Source organism: Sorangium sp. KYC3313 (assembly GCF_052075895.1).
Taxonomy (GTDB): domain Bacteria; phylum Myxococcota_A; class Polyangia; order Polyangiales; family Polyangiaceae; genus Sorangium; species Sorangium cellulosum_B.
Genome location: NZ_CP197255.1, coordinates 5,389,770 through 5,406,378, shown reverse-complemented (window position 1 = coordinate 5,406,378; position 16,609 = coordinate 5,389,770). Strand labels below are relative to the sequence as shown.

The window sequence follows — 16,609 nt, the reverse complement described above, 5'->3', positions numbered from 1 at the left end:
GTGGACCGGCTCGCTCAACACGGCCGGCGTCGCAGGGGGCGGCGGCACGAGCGCCTCGACGGATCCAGCGAGGGCAGCGCAGGCAACCTCGGTAAGGTCTCGCGGCTCGTCCGTGCGGGGGAGGTTGACGCGGCACAGCTAGCCAGAGTCAACGGTGCGAGGCGCCGGAGGCCCACCCTAGCCTCCGACCCGGCACCATGTTATTGCTAGCCCGCCGATTCCGCCACGCGCGCAATTGATGCGCGCCGGTGGTTCTGACTTGAGGAGCGCCGGAGCCACAACAAACGCAACAGGCCTGGAAGCCCAGCGCGGGCGTGGAGACGCCGCCTCCACCCTGGCCCGGAGACCAGCGCCCTGGGGCTTACCCCGCGGACACCGTTGTCGAAAGCGCCCTCTGAACTAAGGCACACGCAAACCACGAGCTGGAGATCCGTTTATGACCGTTGTCACTGGAGACAGAGAGTACTTCCCGGGTGTTGGCAAGATCCCCTACGAGGGGCCCGAGTCCGACAACCCGCTCGCCTTCAAGTGGTACGACGCCAACCGCGTCGTCGCCGGCAAGGCCATGAAGGATCACTTCAAGTTTGCCGTGTGTTACTGGCACACGTTCTGCGGGCGCGGGCACGATCCGTTCGGTCCGGGGACGATCAACTTCCCCTGGGACGAGGGCAAGGACGCGCTGGCACGCGCTCACATGAAGATGGACGCGAACTTCGAGTTCATCACCAAGCTGGGCGCGACGCACTACTGTTTCCACGACATCGACCTCGTGGAGGAAGGCGAGAACCGCGCCGAGACGTCGCGTCGCCTCCAGAGCATCGTCGAGTACGCCAAGCAGAAGCAGGCGCAGTCGGGCGTCAAGCTGCTGTGGGGCACGGCGAACCTGTTCTCCAACCCGCGTTACATGAACGGCGCCTCCACGAACCCGGATTTCTCCGTGCTGGCCTACGCCGGCGCCCAGCTCAAGGACGCGCTCGACGCGACCATCGCGCTGAACGGTGAGAACTACGTGTTCTGGGGCGGCCGCGAAGGGTACATGAGCCTGCTGAACACGGACATGAAGCGCGAGAAGGCGCACTTCGCTCGCTTCTTGACCATCGCCCGCGACTACGCCCGCGCGCGCGGCTTCAAGGGTGTCTTCTTCATCGAGCCCAAGCCGATGGAGCCCTCCAAGCACCAGTACGACTTCGACGCCGAGACCGTGATCGGGTTCCTGCGCCAGCACGGCCTGGACAAGGACTTCAAGCTCAACCTCGAGACGAACCACGCGACGCTCGCCGGCCACACCATGGACCACGAGATGCAGGTTGCCGCGGACAACGGCATGCTCGGCAGCATCGACGCCAACCGCGGCGACTACCAGAACGCGTGGGACACCGATCAGTTCCCCTACAACATCAACGAGACGGTCGAGATGATGCTCATCCTGCTCCGCAGCGGTGGGTTCCAGGGCGGCGGCGTCAACTTCGACGCCAAGCGCCGCCGCAACTCGAGCGATCTCATCGACACCTTCCACGGGCACATCGGCGGCATGGATGTGTTCGCCCGCTCGCTCCTCATCGCCGATGACCTGATCCGCAAGTCGCCGCTCGAGGCGATGCGCAAGGCGCGTTACGCGTCCTTCGACGGCGGCAAGGGCGCCGAGTTCGAGCAGGGCAAGCTGACGCTGGAGCAGCTGGCCGAGATCGGCAACGCCGGCGGCGAGGTCAAGCTCACGAGCGGTCAGCAAGAGCTGTACGAAAACATCGTCAATCGCTGGATCCGATAAGCCGAGCGATCGAGGGAACGACAGCCGGGCGCCGCTGCGCGCTCGGCTGTTTTTCTTTCCGAGGAGATGTAGCTCTCCTGCGGATGATCCACTCCGCGACGGCGACGTTGATCACCCAGCCGGCGCCCATCAGGACCGCTCTGGCGCCCTCGCCCGGCGCGCCGAAGAGCAGCACCCACGGCACGTGGGTCAGCACCTGAGTCCCCGCGCCCAGGCCGATCGCGTAGCCGCGCAGCATCCACGCGCCGTGACGGACGAAGTCGCGCCGGCAGATGGCGACGAGACCGAGCACGAGCGACATGAACATGGCAGAGCCGAACAGCACCCGGAGAACGGCGAGGGCGTCGCCGTCCCCCTTGGGGAGCTCGTAAGACGCCTGCATCCACAGACCCGAGGCGGCAGCGACGAGCCCTGATGGGGCCACGGCCCACCCCGCCGCGCGATGCCAGCGAGGCCTCCGGCGGCGAAAGCCCGAGGAGAACTGGAACGCACCCAGGATCGAGAACACGCTGACACTGAAAATGTGCAGCACAACGGAAACGGGCGCAGCGAAGAAGCGGGCGTTGTCCGGGGTGACCCTGGCGCCGACGCTCAGCTCGGCCAGGCGGAAGGCGCCGGCCACCACGGGGACCGCGCTGAGGCCGAGCAGAAGCGCGGGTACGAGCCAGTCTCGCTTCGCCGAGGGGGTCGTGGTGCTCTCGTTCGTCATGCCGCCAAGCTAGGGACGGCCCTCGTCGCCTCGCAATTGGCGCAAATGGCGGATCCGGGTCGGTCGATTGCCCGACGCGGCGATCGTACTTTCGGCCAGGTGCACCGCCACGCGGCCCCGGGCCGACGGGTCAGTCGCGGACGCGACCTGTCTCGTAGGCCCAGATGGCGATCTCGACCCGGTTGCGCGCGCCGAGCTTGGTCATGAGGCTGGCGATGTGCGCCTTGACGGTGCTCAGGCTGATGTGGAGCTCGTCGGCGATCTCGGCGTTGGTTCGACCGCGGGCCACGATGAGGAGGACCTCCTCCTCGCGGGCGGTGAGGGCCTCCCCGGGCTGCGCTCGTGGCAGCTGGGGGCGAGAGGCCGCGAACGAGGAGAGCAGGCGGGCGGTGACACGCGGCGCGATCAAGGCGTCGCCGCTCGCGGCGGCGCGGATGGCCTGCGCGAGCAGCTCGGGACCGGCGTCTTTCAGCAAGAAGCCGCGGGCGCCGGCCTTGAGGGCGCCGACCACGTAGTCGTCATGATCGAAGGTGGTGATCACCACGACCGCCAGAGGGCGGTCGACGGTCGGGCCGGCGAGCCGTCGGGTAGCTTCGATGCCGTCGATCCCGGGCATGCGGATGTCGAACAGGCACACGTCGGGACGGAGGGCGAGCGCCAGCTCGACGGCCTTGTGTCCGTCGTCGGCGACGCCCACGACCTCGATGTCAGGCTGGGCGTCGAGGAGGATGGTGAGCCCGGTGCGGACGATCTCTTGATCGTCGGCGACGATGACACGAATGCTCATGTTGTCCGTCCATTCCGAGGCAGCACGGCCGTCACCGTCCAGCCGCGCCGCGGGCCCGGGCCCGCGTGGCACGTACCGCCGAGCAGCGTCGCTCGTTCGATCATGCCGACCAACCCGTATCCCGCCGACGTGGAATGGCCGGCGTGGGCCCCCTGGCCGTCGTCGGTGACGCGCAAGCGCACGGACGTCTCGTCGGCCGTGACCTCCACGTCGATCCGGGTCGCGTGGCGAGCGTGCCGGCGAGCGTTGGTGATCGCCTCCTGCGCGAGGCGAAAGATCGCGGCGGAGACCGACGATGGCAGGTCATCGAAGCTCCCGGTCAACTTCACCTCGACGGAGGCCCCTGTGGCGGACGCGCCCGCGAGCCGTCCGAGGTCGGCGACCCGCGGGCTCGGCGCGAGCTCGGCCGACTCGCCGCGACGCAGGAGCCGGACCATCGCGCGCATCTCGCCGAGGGCGCGAGACGCCTCGTCCGCGATCACGCGGAGCGCGTCGACGGGAGCCTCGGGGCGAGCCGACGCGGCGACCAGGCCAGCCTGCGCGCGGATCGCGATCGCCGATACATGGTGGGCGACGGTGTCGTGCAGGTCGCGGGCGATCCGCTCTCGCTCGGCCAGCTTGGCTTCATCGAGCTCTCGCAGGCGCACGCCATCCCGGTAGCGCACGGCCGCGCCGAGCGCCATCGTGGAGAGCAGGACGGCGTAGCCCCCGATGACATCGCCGGTCCTGGCATGAGAACGGATCATGTCGACCGCCGCCGAGGTCACCATGATCGGCAGCCCGATCATCGCTTCACGCCCCGTACCCCACCGGAACAACGAATAGGGCAGCAGCACCATGTAGACCATCGCGTAGAGCCCCGGCGACGCGCTGCCGGTCGCCATCACGGCGAGCTGGTTCGCGATGAGGAGGCCGAACGCGATCACGACCATCCGCAGCGGCCTGGTCCTCCGCCAGAGCAGCGTCGGCAAGAGCCCGATGCAAAGGGCCAGCGAAGCGATCCGCCACGGCAGGTCGCGCCGGATCGCGACCTCGAGCGACCCGAGCGCGGCGAACGCGGCCAGGAGCACCCAGTCCATCCGGACGCGTCGAGGGGGGTGCGGCGCTCGTGGCTCGGACCACACGGATCGAAGGAACTCGCGCACCTGCCTCATGACGATGGCTCACATTCTCGGCTCGGCCACGGCTCGACGCGCGTTACAAGCAGAGCCCCTGTCCGCAGACGAGCCTGCATTCACAGCCGGTCTCCTGGAGGCCTCCGGAGATGTTCATGCTGGTGGTGCCGACCGCGCGCAGGCTGGCTTCGATCATCTCGAGGCCGCATGCCGGGAGCTTGAAGTTGTCGGTGATCTGTACGTCCTCGCCCACGCTGCGCAAGGCATCGAGCCGCAGCGTCGCGAGCTCCGTGTTTCGATGGATCCAGAGCCGCTCGTCGACGGCCTCGAGCTTGCGAAAGTCGGCTTCCCGCAGCTCGAACGCCAGGTAGATCCACAACGTACCGCGAACACGCACCAGGTTCGGCATGCGGATCGCCTTGATCTGCGCCGTGACCAGCTCCCCGCTCGAGGCGCTGCCCTCGGCCCGGATACCGCCCACGTCGAGCAAGCTGGGCAAGTCGAGCGTCCCGGCGAAGTCGGACCTGACCGAGATCATGCCGTTGATCGCAGAGTACGCGCGCGCCGCGAGGGCGTCCGCGTCCGACGCGATGAGCAGATCGCCTTGATAGACGCTGCCTTCGAGCGCCTCCGGGCCGCTCTCGCAATCTGCGGCGCCGCCTTCTCCGGAACCCCCAGCGCCCCCGGTGGAAGCCCCCGACGTCGCGCCAGGGTCCGTGTCTCGGCCCGAGCCGCCCTCCCCCGCCCCGCCGCCACCGCTGCCTCCGCTCAGACCTCCCGACGAGCCGCTGGAGGTCCCGCTCGCTGGGCCGCCCGAGCCCACCGTGACCGTGTCGCGCGCGCTGGCGCTGTGCCCGTCGCCCGAACTGCACGCGACGAACGACGAGACCGCGGTCATCAACGTCAGCCGGCCGAGCCACAACCGGACCGACCCCCGGGCTCGCCCGCCTCGGCCGGAAGTTCCGGCGGCTGAATTCATGACGCTCATGGGAGAGAAGGAAATCCAAACGCTTCGAGAACGTCAAGCCCCGGGAGAGAGCCTCCGGGCTGGCTCGTGACCCCAACCAGTCTCGGAGCAGGTACGGGATGAGGAGCACGGCGAGCGCGGGCAGCGCGCTCCCGTCCCCGTACGTGTCGCCCCGCGTGATCGTCCAGATCGTCGTCAGCGCGCAGGCGAGCCACGCGAGCCCGAGCACGGCGGCGAGGTCCGCGTCGGTCCGGGGTTCATCTCCCGAAGTCGGCGGGTCGTCTTCAGCATGCACCCTGAAGGGCGTGGAGAGAGAGGCGAACGGCGATTTCATGCTGCGCTCCGTGGATGCCCGCCAGCCGGCGATGATGGCGACAAAGTAACCCTCGCCGCGTCAGAATCTTCTCAGGACGCAATCTCCCCGCGTAAAGAGCGCATCGATGACGCCGCTCTGGCGTTGCGGCCGCCGCGAGGAACCGGCGCTCGCGCGCCCTCGCGCTTCTCGCCTCCCCGAGCTCGTCGGCGAGCCCGCGAGCGCGCTCTGCTTGACGGTTTCTTGACGCCGCCCGGGCGACTCTTGACGCTTTCCTGAAGCCGGCGGCCCTAGCTTTGGGGCTGTCATGCAGAACAGGCCACCACTCTTCGTCATCCCCACGTACCGGTTGCGCGACGTGGGCGAGACCATCCACCTCTACGACGAGCACTTCTGGCGCAACGGGCATGCGATCCCGATGGTCGTCTTCGACGATTCGAACGTCCACAACCAGCAGAAATACTATGCACTGAGCATAGCCCTGAGTCGCTCGAGCAGGACGAGGTCTGCCGTGGCAAGCTCCTGAAGGCGAGCGGCGACGGCTTCACCCGCAAGTCGTTCGACATCGTGGCCGCGTTCCTCGACGTGCTGGGCAGGCGCGTCGCGGACGTCCCGGCCAACCACGCGCGCGGCGAGCTGCTCCGCGACAGCGCCATGGACCTCGAGACCAACGCCACGCAGGGCCTCGTCCGCGAGAACTCGCTGCTGCTCGATTCGGGCGACGTGCCCGATGACGCGGTGGTCAAGGTCGCGCAGACGTTCCGGTCCGGGACGAACGACATCGACGCCATCGATTACGTGGAGATGTTCCTCGACGACGAGGGGCAAGTGGCTCTTCACCATGTTGCTTGCACACCGCGATCGTGGCTCGGGTGGCGTTGCCGGCCGCCTTGCACCATATTTTCTGATATCGATGCAACGCACCGCTCGGCGCGAGTGGTCGCAGGTGAGAGATGATCGCGTGGCCACGGCGACGCACAGTGCGCGCACAGGAGCGACGGCGTCATCTTTGCGCGTCGGCTATTCCGGCAAATATGGACCGCTTGGAGCCAGTGCACGAACGCAAAAGGAAGGCGGGGGCATGAGACTCGTCATGGTGGCCAATCTCATGGGTACAATCCCTGTACTATGTGCCATGTGGGCCTGCGCGTTTGGCGCCGAGCACGAAGCAAGTGGTCCTCATTTCGAAGGCCAGAGCCCATCGCCCGGCGTGGCGGTACCGCGGTCGGACGGCAACGGGTGGAAGACCATCTACCCAGCCGACTTCAATAACGACGGCATGGTGGACGTGCTCTGGCAGCGCACCCGCCACAACCTGATGGCCGTGTGGCTGATGAACGGCAGCCAGCTCCTTGCGCCGGGGCCGGTCATCCCCGGACCGATAGGTGATGGGTGGGCGGCGATTTCGGCTGGTGATTTCAACCAGGACCACATGGCGGACGTGTTCTGGTACAACAGCCCACAGAACCTGGTTGCCATATGGCTGATGAACGGCAGCCAGCTCCTTGCGCCGGGGCCGGTCATCCCCGGACCGATCGGAGACGGGTGGGTGGCTGTAACGAGCGCTGCCGACTTCAACTCTGACGGAATGAATGACGTGGTCTTGAACAATCCCCGCCAGAATCTGATGACCGTGTGGCTGATGAACGGCAGCCAGCTCCTTGCGCCGGGGCCGGTCATCCCCGGACCGATCGGAGACGGATGGATCGCCTCTTCCACGGCCGACTTCAACGCCGACGGTATGGCGGACGTGCTATGGAACAATGCCGGACGGAACCTGATGGCCGTATGGCTGATGAACGGCACGCAGCTGCTCGCGCCGGGGCCGAACATCCCCGGACCGAACGGAGACGGGTGGGTCACCATCACGGCGTTCGACTTCAACGTCGACGGTATGGCGGACGTGCTGTGGCATAACGCCGGACAGAACCTGATGGCGGTGTGGCTGATGGACGGCGGCCAGCTGCTTGCGCCCGGTCCGAACATCCCCGGACCCATCGGCGCTGGGTGGGTGCCCGCGCAGGGCGCTGCTGATTTCAACTTCGATGGCACGGCAGACGTGCTGTGGAACAATGCCGCACAGAACCTGATGGCGGTGTGGCTGATGGACGGCAGCCAGCTGCTTACGCCCGGTCCGAACATTCCGGGACCATTCGAGAACTAGCGTTTGAGTTGCGACGTACCGCTGGAAGGCTCCCGCCCACCTGCTCACGTTGGCGGAGGGGCGCGGCCCGCCGCGATGGCGGGCACGCTGTGGCGATATTTTTTCTGTCTCCCGGATGAGCATTCGAAAGATGCGCCGGGGCAATATGATCAAGATAACCTTGACGTGCCGGCGCGGGCCGTGGTGCCAGACGGCAGCATGGACATCCCGCTCGCCCTTCGCCTCAAGCTCCAGGGCCAGGAGATCACCGAGATCGAGACCATCGCCGTTCGACCAGGGGACTACAAGGTCTCCGGGCAAAATTTCGCCTCGAACACCGGCGCCATCATCGCGAGCGGGGATACCGTCGAGTGGGAGGAGCCCGTTCCGGGGTCACCCGCGCTTCCCCCTCGTCTCGTCTTCGCCGAGGTCGAGAGGGGCATCGGGGTCGGGTTCACCATGTTCATGGGGAACACCGACATGCACATGTTCAAGATGCGCGGCGGCCAGGTCTACGGCGTGAGCGCGATCCTGGGCGCGGCCAGCAGCTCCGGCTGGGAGTGAACGCGCTTCGTCTCCGCGCTGTCGCGCCGATCCGTTGACCGGACCGGGAGCCCGCCGGTCCGGTCAACGGACCGGGGGCGGCCGCGCCGGCGCGGCAGGGCCTCGCACAACGGCCCGGCCGCGCCTTCTCGTGACCAGGCTCACTACTGCAGTACTGTATCCATATCCCAGTCAATCCACATGCTCTTCCATTCGCTGACCGGCTGCTGAACGCCATTGTCCAGGATGTTCATCACGTCCGTGTTTGCGCTGGTATTGCCTTCGAACGCTCGCTTGAACATCTCGCCTGCGAGGGCGGTCTGAGTGCCCGAGGCGCCGCAGTGGTTTGCGCTGTACATCGTAAAACCCATGCGCTCTGGAACACCGAGCGCCTTCCACACCGGCTTTGCCGCCCATGCGGAGAGCGCCTCACAGGTCCCACCCAGGTGACACCATGAGTTCCTGCCATTGGCATTCGTGAAGTGCACCAGATGCCGCGGAGCGATGGTCGCCAGGAGCATGTGTGTATCGAAGGGGAGGTTGTATACCTTCGAGGGGTCGTTCCGGAGCCAACGGGCCGCGCTGGTCACCCAGGGGCCGCAGATACCGCTGTCCTCGAGGTTGTCGATGCTCTGAGGCTTGGCATCCGAGCACTGCCAAACGGAACCACCTTCACCGTGCCTGAACCACTCCGCCTGGCGCAAATTGGCTACACCACCGCCGCCCGACTCCACGATGACAACCACCGGTGCACGACTGAAGACACCCGCCAGGTAAGCGCCTTTTCCACACCCGGAGCATCCCGACACCATCACCTTCGTGGGATCGTGTCCGCTGCCCGGGTTCTTCTCCAGCACGTCCATCACCCGGTCAATCATCCAGCCGTTGGCGATGTTGGTGTTGACCTCGGACAAGCCGAAAAGATTTCTTATCTTGCCTTCAAAGCCGCTTCCAAACGACAGCGTCTTACTGCCTGACGGGAAAATCCCACCCGACAACTTGAGAGCGATCACACTGCCGGATCCGCTGATGCTCGCCGAGAAGCTCTCTGATTTTCCACCCACCTTGGCGGTGATTGAAACGTTACCTCCGGATACGGTTCCGGTCACCTCATCCGGTTCGCCGGGGACCGGACCGTAGAGGTACTTGGCTGCCATGGCCAGGATTTCCTTGCGGCGGCACTCCCACTGCTCCTTGGTCGTGACCTTCGTTCCGTTGAAGAACGTGAACGGATCCGGGAGCTTCTCGTTCACCTCGGTCAGGCCGCTCGGCTCAGGCAGAGTGGGCAGGACGCACGTGAATTCGCCGCCTCCAGTCCCGCTCGTCGCGGTGGCCCCGCCCGTCCCGCTCGTTGCGCTAGTCCCGCCGGTCGGGGAGCCGCCCGTGCCGGCTCCGCTCGTCGCAGCACCGCCGCCCGTACCGGCGCCTCCGCTGCTCGTGGAAGCACCGCTGCTCGCCGGGCCTGCACCCGAGGTGACTCCCCCGCTCCCGCTCGGTGTCCCGCCGCCGGAGCTTGAAGCATCTCCCCCGGCACCGCCGGTTCCGACTTCTGAAGCGCAGCCAGGGAAGTTCAAGAGGGCAAGGACGGGAATCGCGAGAGCGGTTAATTTGCGCGAGGCACGAGAACGGACAGACATGAAGGCCTCCATGTTTCGAGGGCAGTGGCGGCATGCGACACGGGTACATGACAGGTGGTACCCGACACGCGAAAAGCCGCCGTACTTATAGCAGACGATAGTGAAGCTTGTGCGTTTTTCGCGTTGGTGACGCTGTTTTCGCGACGCGCGCGAATTTGCGCTGTGAGTATGCCAATGGGACGTAAACGAGAGATTTCAGGGCGCGGTGCGGTTCGTTCGCCGCCAAGCCGAGGACCTGTAAACTGAGCTATGACAGCGGCGCTCCCGGGGCCTGGGAGCAAGTCCCGGATCCGGCCATGCGCTCCGCTCGAGCACGAGCTCTTCGCTTCCTCCCTGGGTTCTCTGCAGTCGCCTGCGGCGGGCGGACGTCGTTCGATGAGGAGAACTTCTTCCCGGACGACGCCTCCGGTCCAGCCGGGTCCGGAGGGAAGAGCCTCTGAGCCGGCGGTCTCGGAGCTGGCGCAGCGGCGAAGCTGCCCTTGACGGTGGTCTCCTTGATCTGCTTCGGGCCGGGCTCGTGGTGCAGGTCACGCCACGGGTGCTACCGCCGCCGGCGCCGGCCGCAGGCGACGTGGTGCCAGCCGACGAAGAGCCGCTGGTCAGGCTGCCGGTGCTGGGGGTGTCATCCTCATCAACTGTGATGCCGCCATCGCTGGGGCCGCACGCGACGAACAACGGGAGGAGGTCCGTTGGGGGGAGAGGTCTGGAGACGGTTGGCCGGAACGACATCACCAGATGCCCATTCCCAGCGGAGGGCAGTTCGATCACGCTTATCGCTGGGAATCGTACGACCGGAGCGCGCAGCGTTTGGCAAGGATGCAAATGTTCAACAAGTTTGTAGTCGATGCGATCCCTTCGGATCGTCTCCGGGAACACCTCGCGAAAGCTCGCACCTGAGGGACATCCGAGGAAGCGACACCTGTTGGCGAGACTTTGTTCGTCGCGTCGCGTTCACGTAGCGTCTGGTCGTCTGCTCCTCGCCGGAGGGCGAACCGGACTCCGGCGGCGATGTGCCGGCGGAGGCGCGGGCTCAACGGCGCCGGGCGGCCCTTCGTCCGCCGCCAGGCGGCCTGCTCGCTCGCCCTTACCCCGCGCGAGCTTGCCGTTCCGCCGCCGCGCCCCAGGAGGATCCCATCATGGCTCGACTGCGACGCCTCCTCGAGCCGGGGACGCGCGCGACGCCCGACCTCCTGGCGGCGCTCCGCGCGCTGGCTCGGCCGCTGCGCTCCACGGCCGATCTCGACCCCTTGATCGAGCGCATCGGCGGCGCGCGCTGCGCGCTCCTGGGCGAGGCGACGCACGGGACGCGCGAGTTCTACACGTGGCGCGCAGCGCTCTCCAGGCGGCTCGTCGTCGAAGCGGGTGCGTCCTTCATCGCCGTCGAGGGCGACTGGCCCGATTGCTACCGCGTCAACCGCTATGTGAAGGGCTACGCGGACGCGTGGAGCAGCGCCCGCGCGGTGCTGCACGCCTTCGATCGCTGGCCGACCTGGATGTGGGCCAACGAGGAGGTCGCCGACCTCGTCGAGTGGCTGCGCAGGCACAACGAGGGTCGGCCCGAGGAGCAGCGGGTCGGCTTCTACGGGCTCGACGTCTACAGCCTCTGGGACTCGCTCCGCGAGGTCATGCGCTACCTGGAGGGGGCCGCCCCCGACGCGCTGCCGGCCGCGCGGCGCGCGCTGCGCTGCTTCGAGCCGTATGCCGACGATGCCCAGGAGTACGCCCGGGCGACGGTGCTCGTGCCGGAGTCGTGCCAGGCGGAGGTCGTCAAGCTGCTCTCCGAGGTGCGCAAGAGAGCGCCGGAGCACGGCGCCGACGGGCGCGACGGGCACTTCGTCGCCGAGCAGAACGCGCTCGTGGTCAAGAACGCCGAGGCCTACTACCGGGCGATGGTGCGCAGCGACGCGGCGTCGTGGAACGTCCGCGATCGGCACATGGCCGAGACGCTCGATCGGCTGCTCGAGCAGCACGGCCCGCGCGGCCGCGCGATCGTCTGGGCGCACAACACGCACATCGGCGACGCGCGCTTCACCGACATGGCGGAGCGGGGCGAGGTGAACCTCGGCCAGCTTGCCCGCGAGCGCCACGGGGAGGAGCGCGTCGCGCTTGTCGCCTTCGGCGCCCACCGCGGCACGGTGATCGCCGCCCGGGCGTGGGACGCGCCGATGGAGGTGATGCGCTTGCCGAGCGGGCGGCCCGGGAGCTGGGAGGACCTGCTGCACCAGGCGGGCGACCGGGATCAGCTGCTGATCTTCGAGCCGGGGCGGCTGCCGGAGGAGTCGCTGGCCTGGCGCGGCCACCGCGCCGTCGGCGTCGTCTACCACCCCGAGTACGAGGGGTACGGGAACTACGTGCCGACGGTGCTGCCGCGCCGCTACGACGCGCTCGTCTTCGTGGACGAGTCACAGGCCGTCCGGCCGCTGCACCTCGCGCCGCGGGCCGAGAAGGAGCCGCCGGAGACCTACCCTTCCGGCGTGTGACGCCGGCGGCATGGCGCGCGCAGTGCAAAGCGCGCTGGGCGAGGTGAACGATGCTCTCGTTACAATCTCCCGATTTCCACCATGGCGACGTGATCCCGATCGTGCACACCTGCGAGGGGAAGGACGTGCCGCCCGCGCTCTCCTGGTCGGGTGTCCCCGGCGGCACGAGGAGCCTTGCGCTCATCGTCGACGACCCGGACGCGCCCGATCCACGCGCCCCCAAGACGACGTGGGTCCACTGGGTACTCTACAACATCCCGCCCGACGCCGGCGGCCTGCCCGAGGGCGCGCGCAAGGCCGATCTGCCGACGGGCACGCTCGAGGGGAGGAACGACTGGAAGCGCGCCGGTTACGGCGGTCCGTGCCCGCCGATCGGCAAGCACCGCTATTTCTTCAAGCTGTATGCGCTCGACACGGTGCTGCCCCCGCGAGGCGGGCTCACGAAGGTGGAGCTCGAGAAGGCGATGGAAGGGCACGTCCTCGCGCGCGTCGAGCTCGTCGGCACGTACCAGAAGAGGGGCGGCTCGTAGGAGCCGAGCGCCGCCGGCCCCTGCTCGCGCTCGCCTTCGTGCGCTCTCGTGCGCTACGGGCTCATCCGCGTCGTTCGACTCGCGGCGGCGCACCTCCGTACGCCTCGCTCGCCTGCCTGGCGGATGAGTCCGTATCACGACTCTACACCTCGCCACGAACGCGCCTTCGGCGCGCGCTCATTCGCATTTACAGACCGGGCGACCGTCATCGCCACAGTGGCACTGACACACTCCATCAGGACACGTGACGACCTTATCGCCCTTCGGGCAGGTGGCGACGCACGAGGCGATCGAGTCCCCCTCGACGCCCGCCGCGACCTCGGCGTCGCTGGGCTGCGAAGGTTCAGGATCATTGGCCTCGACCAGCGCCCCCGCTCTGCCGTCCACCGCCCCCGCGGCCGCGCTCCTCCAGAGCGCCGTGGAAGCGGGCAGCATCGACAACACGAACACCGACAACAGCGTACCGCGCATCTTCACTCCTCCTGGTCAGCGATGCTTCCATGAATGGGCATCATTGATTGTCAGGGGCCGAGGCACGCGGCGTGCCGAATGGCGCGGCCGGCGGCCGAGCTCGCGGCGCCGCGGCGGGTACGGGAGCGCTGCCCCGCGTGTGTCCGCGATGTTCGGACGGCGCAGCCAGCCCAGCTGCGCGGGTTGAGCTCGCCTGTCCTGCCGCATCATCACCACGCGCGGCGACATCATCGCTTTGAACGCGACAATCCGAGCAAAGGGTTGCGCGCGATGGTTTGCTCGAACACGCAAGCCGGCCGCGGGCGGAGCGCGCCGCCGAGCGGCCGCGGCCTCACGCCGGCGCGGCGAGAGGGCGCTGCGCGCGCTGGGCCAGCGGAGAACGCGGCTGGCACGACGGGTGCTCTTGCGTCGGACCGCAGGCAGCACACAGGGGCACATGACCCGCGAGCTGGCTTGATGCACCGAGCCCGGTGGAGCTGCTCGAACGCAGGGGCTCCGCGCGGTCGGCAAACGCAGCTGGCATGTCTGGCCTCTCTGACCATCAACCATCACGAGATCGAACGAAAGAGGAAGAACATGACACGAAAGATCATCACCGCGGTCGCTGGGTTGTCGTTGTTCGTCGGCGTGGCGATGGCGCAGGCGGCGACGCCCGCCACATCGAGCCTGAAGGGTCGCTCGGTCCTCGACGCCGACGCGAGCGCCGGGATCCCCGAGAAGGTGGCGTACTACAGCGGGTTCCCTGGGGCCAACGTGGCCACCTCGACGAACATCGGCATCGCGGGCATCGCCATCGGGACCTCGGGGTCCGTCGCCCAGTCGTCGGTCGCCCAGGCCGGCGGGCACGGGAACGTCGGTGTCGCGACGGCCAACGCAGGGGGCTTCCATGGCCGCGGCGGCTACGGAGGCTGGAGGAGGATCGCGCTGAACGACGCGCCGGCGTCCGGTCAAGCCGACATCCTTTTCGACAACTAGCGTTCCGCCCGCCAGAGGTCCGGCCGGGGATGGCCGGACCTCTGCGCCGCTTCGCCGCGGCCTCGCGCGGGCAGACCTGGCTGGTCTCCTCGGGGCTCCGCCCCACTCCGCACCCCGGCGGCCACAAGCGGCCCCGCCCGGCCCGCCGGGGCCGGAGCCTCCACGGGCCGCGCGCGGCGCTCCGGCCGCGCGCGGCCTCCTCTCCGACGACCCCGAACCCGGGATGGACGAAACCATGCGCCGTTTACTCCGTGTGCTCTCGACGTCCGCGCCCGCGCTGCTCACCGCGGCGCTCTGCTTTCATTTCGCGATGACGCTGGCCTACCTGACGCCGCAGAACCCGCTCCAGCTCCGCTTCGCGCGGCTCATCAGCGGGTACATGAACCCGTTCTTCCAGCAGAACTGGCACCTCTTCGCCCCCGATCCCATCACCGACACGCGCCTCGTGATGGTCGCCTGCCGCCTGCACGAGCCGGACGGGAGCACGACCGAGACCGGGTGGACCGATATCACGACCCCCTACTGGGAATCCCACCTGGAGAACCGGCTCGGCCCCGCGACGCGCCTCGGACGATCGGTGACGGGCGCGGCGCGCATGATCTACACCGTCGATCCGACGTCGCTGCAGATGGCGAAGAAGCTCGATCAGCAGCGCACGCGGGCGCAGGCGGGCGCAGGCGGCGCCGAGGCGCCCGACGCGCAGGTGGCCGAGAGGCTCAGGGACGAGGTGAAGAAGGAGCAGGACGCCGGCATTCAGCTCGGCAAGACCGTCCTGGAGCGGGCCGGCTCCGCGCACTGTGACAGCCTGTACGGCCCGAGCCGCACCGCGGCGGTGCGGCTCCGCCTGGCGGTGCTGAAATTCCCGCGCTTCTCCCGGCGCGACCTGCCCGACTCGAAGGGTGAAATGACGTACTATGATTTCGACTGGGCTCCTTATCGACCGGTGGCGCCGCTGGACGCGACGACCGAGGACAGGGGCCCGACGCCCGTGGCCCTCCGGGCGGCGGCCGCGGAGGAGAGGTGACGCCATGCTGAGCAAGCTGAACGCACGCTGGCACCGCATCGTGGAGCTCACGAGCCGCGAGCGCTGTCTCATCGGGGCCAGCCTCTTCCGGATCGTCGCCGGGTTGACCATCCTCCACCTCTACCTGGCCAACTACTTCCAGCGCCATTACCTCTACGGCCCCGAGGGGGTGTGGCCCTTCGCGCGGTCGCTCGAGGAGGCCCACAGCACCGGCGCGTTCTCGATTTACCTGTTCAGCAGATCGCCGCTCTACTTCGAGGTCGTCTTCCACCTCGCCATGCTGTTCACGGCGCTGTGGGTGATCGGCTTCCGCACGCGGCTCATGTCGCTGCTCACCTATGTCGGGCTCTGGTCGTTGCATCAGCGGAACCCCGTCCTGCTCGACGGCGGCGACAACCTCGTCCGGCTCGCGCTGCTGTACGGCATCTTCGCCGAGCTCGGCGCGTACTTCTCGCTCGACGCCGATCGCCTCCGCGCGCAGCGGGAGCGCGGCGGCGAGCTCCAGCGGATCAAGGGGATGCTCCACAACGCCGCGATCCTCGCCTGCGCCGTCCAGGTGTGCCTGGTCTACGGGGTCGCGGGGCTCTACAAGGTGCAGGGGGAGCTGTGGCAGAACGGGACGGCCCTGTATTATATCACCCGCGTCGGCGAGTTCACGTGGCCCGGCCACAGCGACAGCCTCTCCCGCAGCGTGGCGGTGGTGACGGCGCTGACCTACGCGACGGTCGGGTTCCAGCTCAGCTTCCCGTTCCTGTTCGCCCTGAACCGGCACACACGCAGGCTCTCGCTCGCCGCGGCGTTCCTGTTCCACGCCGGCATCGCCGTCATGATGGGGCTCGGAACGTTCGCAGTATTCATGATCAGCGTCGAGCTGGCGCTCATCGCGGACGCGGAGTACCGGGCGATCGGCGCGTTCGCCAGGCGGCTCGTGTCCTTCGAGGCGCCCTCGCTCCGGCGCCTCCTGCCCGCGCGCCGGATCCAGACGAAGTAGCGCGGCGCGGGCGCGCTCGAGCGCCCGCCCGATCTCCTCCCGGCCGCCCAGCGCTCCCCGCCCAGCCTCACCAGCCTTCCGCCACGCGGATCGCGGCCCATCCCGTGCGGCCCGGGCGCCGCCGAGCGCGCCCCTGATCGGGCGGCATGCGGCGCG

Annotated in this window: 17 protein-coding genes; 11 read left to right on the top strand and 6 right to left on the bottom strand. The window is 68.1% G+C overall.

What is annotated here, in order from left to right; all coding sequences use genetic code 11:
- Positions 1 to 436: 436 nt before the first annotated feature.
- Positions 437 to 1,768: a xylose isomerase gene (gene xylA, locus ACSRUE_RS21165; RefSeq protein ID WP_441292565.1), complete on the top strand. Its 1,332-nt coding sequence runs from the start codon at positions 437 to 439 to the stop codon at positions 1,766 to 1,768.
- Here xylA and ACSRUE_RS21160 read toward each other — a convergent pair.
- The 4 genes from ACSRUE_RS21160 to ACSRUE_RS21145 all read right to left on the bottom strand — a co-directional run bounded on the left by ACSRUE_RS21160 (position 1,749) and on the right by ACSRUE_RS21145 (position 5,277).
- Positions 1,749 to 2,477 carry a DUF2306 domain-containing protein gene (locus tag ACSRUE_RS21160; protein ID WP_441292564.1) on the bottom strand — a complete coding sequence of 243 codons (729 nt, stop codon included), beginning with the start codon at positions 2,475 to 2,477 and terminating at the stop codon, positions 1,749 to 1,751. The genes xylA and ACSRUE_RS21160 overlap by 20 nt on opposite strands.
- A 130-nt stretch (positions 2,478 to 2,607) precedes the next feature.
- Positions 2,608 to 3,264: a response regulator gene (locus tag ACSRUE_RS21155; RefSeq protein WP_441292563.1), complete on the bottom strand. Its 657-nt coding sequence runs from the start codon at positions 3,262 to 3,264 to the stop codon at positions 2,608 to 2,610.
- The gene (locus tag ACSRUE_RS21150; RefSeq protein WP_441292562.1) at positions 3,261 to 4,418 is read right to left on the bottom strand and encodes a sensor histidine kinase; all 1,158 of its coding nucleotides are present in this window, start codon (positions 4,416 to 4,418) and stop codon (positions 3,261 to 3,263) included. The genes ACSRUE_RS21155 and ACSRUE_RS21150 overlap by 4 nt, the downstream gene beginning before the upstream one ends.
- A 43-nt stretch (positions 4,419 to 4,461) precedes the next feature.
- Entirely contained in the window at positions 4,462 to 5,277 is an 816-nt protein-coding gene (locus ACSRUE_RS21145; RefSeq protein ID WP_441292561.1) for a hypothetical protein, read from the bottom strand.
- A gap of 188 nt (positions 5,278 to 5,465) precedes the next feature.
- Between ACSRUE_RS21145 and ACSRUE_RS21140 the strand changes: the two genes are divergently transcribed.
- From ACSRUE_RS21140 to ACSRUE_RS21120, 5 genes are all read left to right on the top strand, one after another.
- Positions 5,466 to 5,729 (top strand): hypothetical protein, encoded by a 264-nt coding sequence (locus ACSRUE_RS21140; protein WP_441292560.1) that lies wholly within the window; start codon positions 5,466 to 5,468, stop codon positions 5,727 to 5,729.
- A gap of 237 nt (positions 5,730 to 5,966) precedes the next feature.
- The gene (locus tag ACSRUE_RS21135; RefSeq protein ID WP_441292559.1) at positions 5,967 to 6,185 is read left to right on the top strand and encodes a hypothetical protein; all 219 of its coding nucleotides are present in this window, start codon (positions 5,967 to 5,969) and stop codon (positions 6,183 to 6,185) included.
- A gap of 41 nt (positions 6,186 to 6,226) precedes the next feature.
- Positions 6,227 to 6,616, top strand: a complete 390-nt coding sequence (locus ACSRUE_RS21130; protein WP_441292558.1) for a hypothetical protein — start codon at positions 6,227 to 6,229, stop codon at positions 6,614 to 6,616.
- A gap of 124 nt (positions 6,617 to 6,740) precedes the next feature.
- Positions 6,741 to 7,823, top strand: a complete 1,083-nt coding sequence (locus ACSRUE_RS21125; RefSeq protein WP_441292557.1) for an FG-GAP repeat domain-containing protein — start codon at positions 6,741 to 6,743, stop codon at positions 7,821 to 7,823.
- Positions 7,824 to 7,988: 165 nt separating this feature from the next.
- Positions 7,989 to 8,366: a hypothetical protein gene (locus ACSRUE_RS21120; RefSeq protein WP_441292556.1), complete on the top strand. Its 378-nt coding sequence runs from the start codon at positions 7,989 to 7,991 to the stop codon at positions 8,364 to 8,366.
- A 143-nt stretch (positions 8,367 to 8,509) separates the two neighbouring features.
- On the opposite strand, the gene ACSRUE_RS21115 is transcribed toward ACSRUE_RS21120, so the two are convergent.
- Positions 8,510 to 9,598 carry a glucuronyl esterase domain-containing protein gene (locus ACSRUE_RS21115; RefSeq protein WP_441292555.1) on the bottom strand — a complete coding sequence of 363 codons (1,089 nt, stop codon included), beginning with the start codon at positions 9,596 to 9,598 and terminating at the stop codon, positions 8,510 to 8,512.
- A gap of 1,520 nt (positions 9,599 to 11,118) precedes the next feature.
- Here ACSRUE_RS21115 and ACSRUE_RS21110 point away from each other — a divergent pair.
- Entirely contained in the window at positions 11,119 to 12,462 is a 1,344-nt protein-coding gene (locus tag ACSRUE_RS21110; protein WP_441292554.1) for an erythromycin esterase family protein, read from the top strand.
- Positions 12,463 to 12,512: 50 nt separating this feature from the next.
- Positions 12,513 to 12,992: a YbhB/YbcL family Raf kinase inhibitor-like protein gene (locus tag ACSRUE_RS21105; protein ID WP_441292553.1), complete on the top strand. Its 480-nt coding sequence runs from the start codon at positions 12,513 to 12,515 to the stop codon at positions 12,990 to 12,992.
- A gap of 177 nt (positions 12,993 to 13,169) precedes the next feature.
- Here the strand turns inward: ACSRUE_RS21105 and ACSRUE_RS21100 are convergent, their stop codons facing one another.
- Entirely contained in the window at positions 13,170 to 13,463 is a 294-nt protein-coding gene (locus tag ACSRUE_RS21100; protein WP_441292552.1) for a hypothetical protein, read from the bottom strand.
- A 576-nt stretch (positions 13,464 to 14,039) separates the two neighbouring features.
- Here ACSRUE_RS21100 and ACSRUE_RS21095 point away from each other — a divergent pair.
- The 3 genes from ACSRUE_RS21095 (at position 14,040) to ACSRUE_RS21085 (ending at position 16,453) form a co-directional block, all read left to right on the top strand.
- Positions 14,040 to 14,438, top strand: a complete 399-nt coding sequence (locus ACSRUE_RS21095; RefSeq protein WP_441292551.1) for a hypothetical protein — start codon at positions 14,040 to 14,042, stop codon at positions 14,436 to 14,438.
- A 235-nt stretch (positions 14,439 to 14,673) separates the two neighbouring features.
- Positions 14,674 to 15,462 (top strand): DUF5819 family protein, encoded by a 789-nt coding sequence (locus ACSRUE_RS21090; protein WP_441292550.1) that lies wholly within the window; start codon positions 14,674 to 14,676, stop codon positions 15,460 to 15,462.
- A gap of 4 nt (positions 15,463 to 15,466) precedes the next feature.
- Entirely contained in the window at positions 15,467 to 16,453 is a 987-nt protein-coding gene (locus ACSRUE_RS21085) for an HTTM domain-containing protein (RefSeq protein ID WP_437765989.1), read from the top strand.
- Positions 16,454 to 16,609 lie beyond the last annotated feature (156 nt).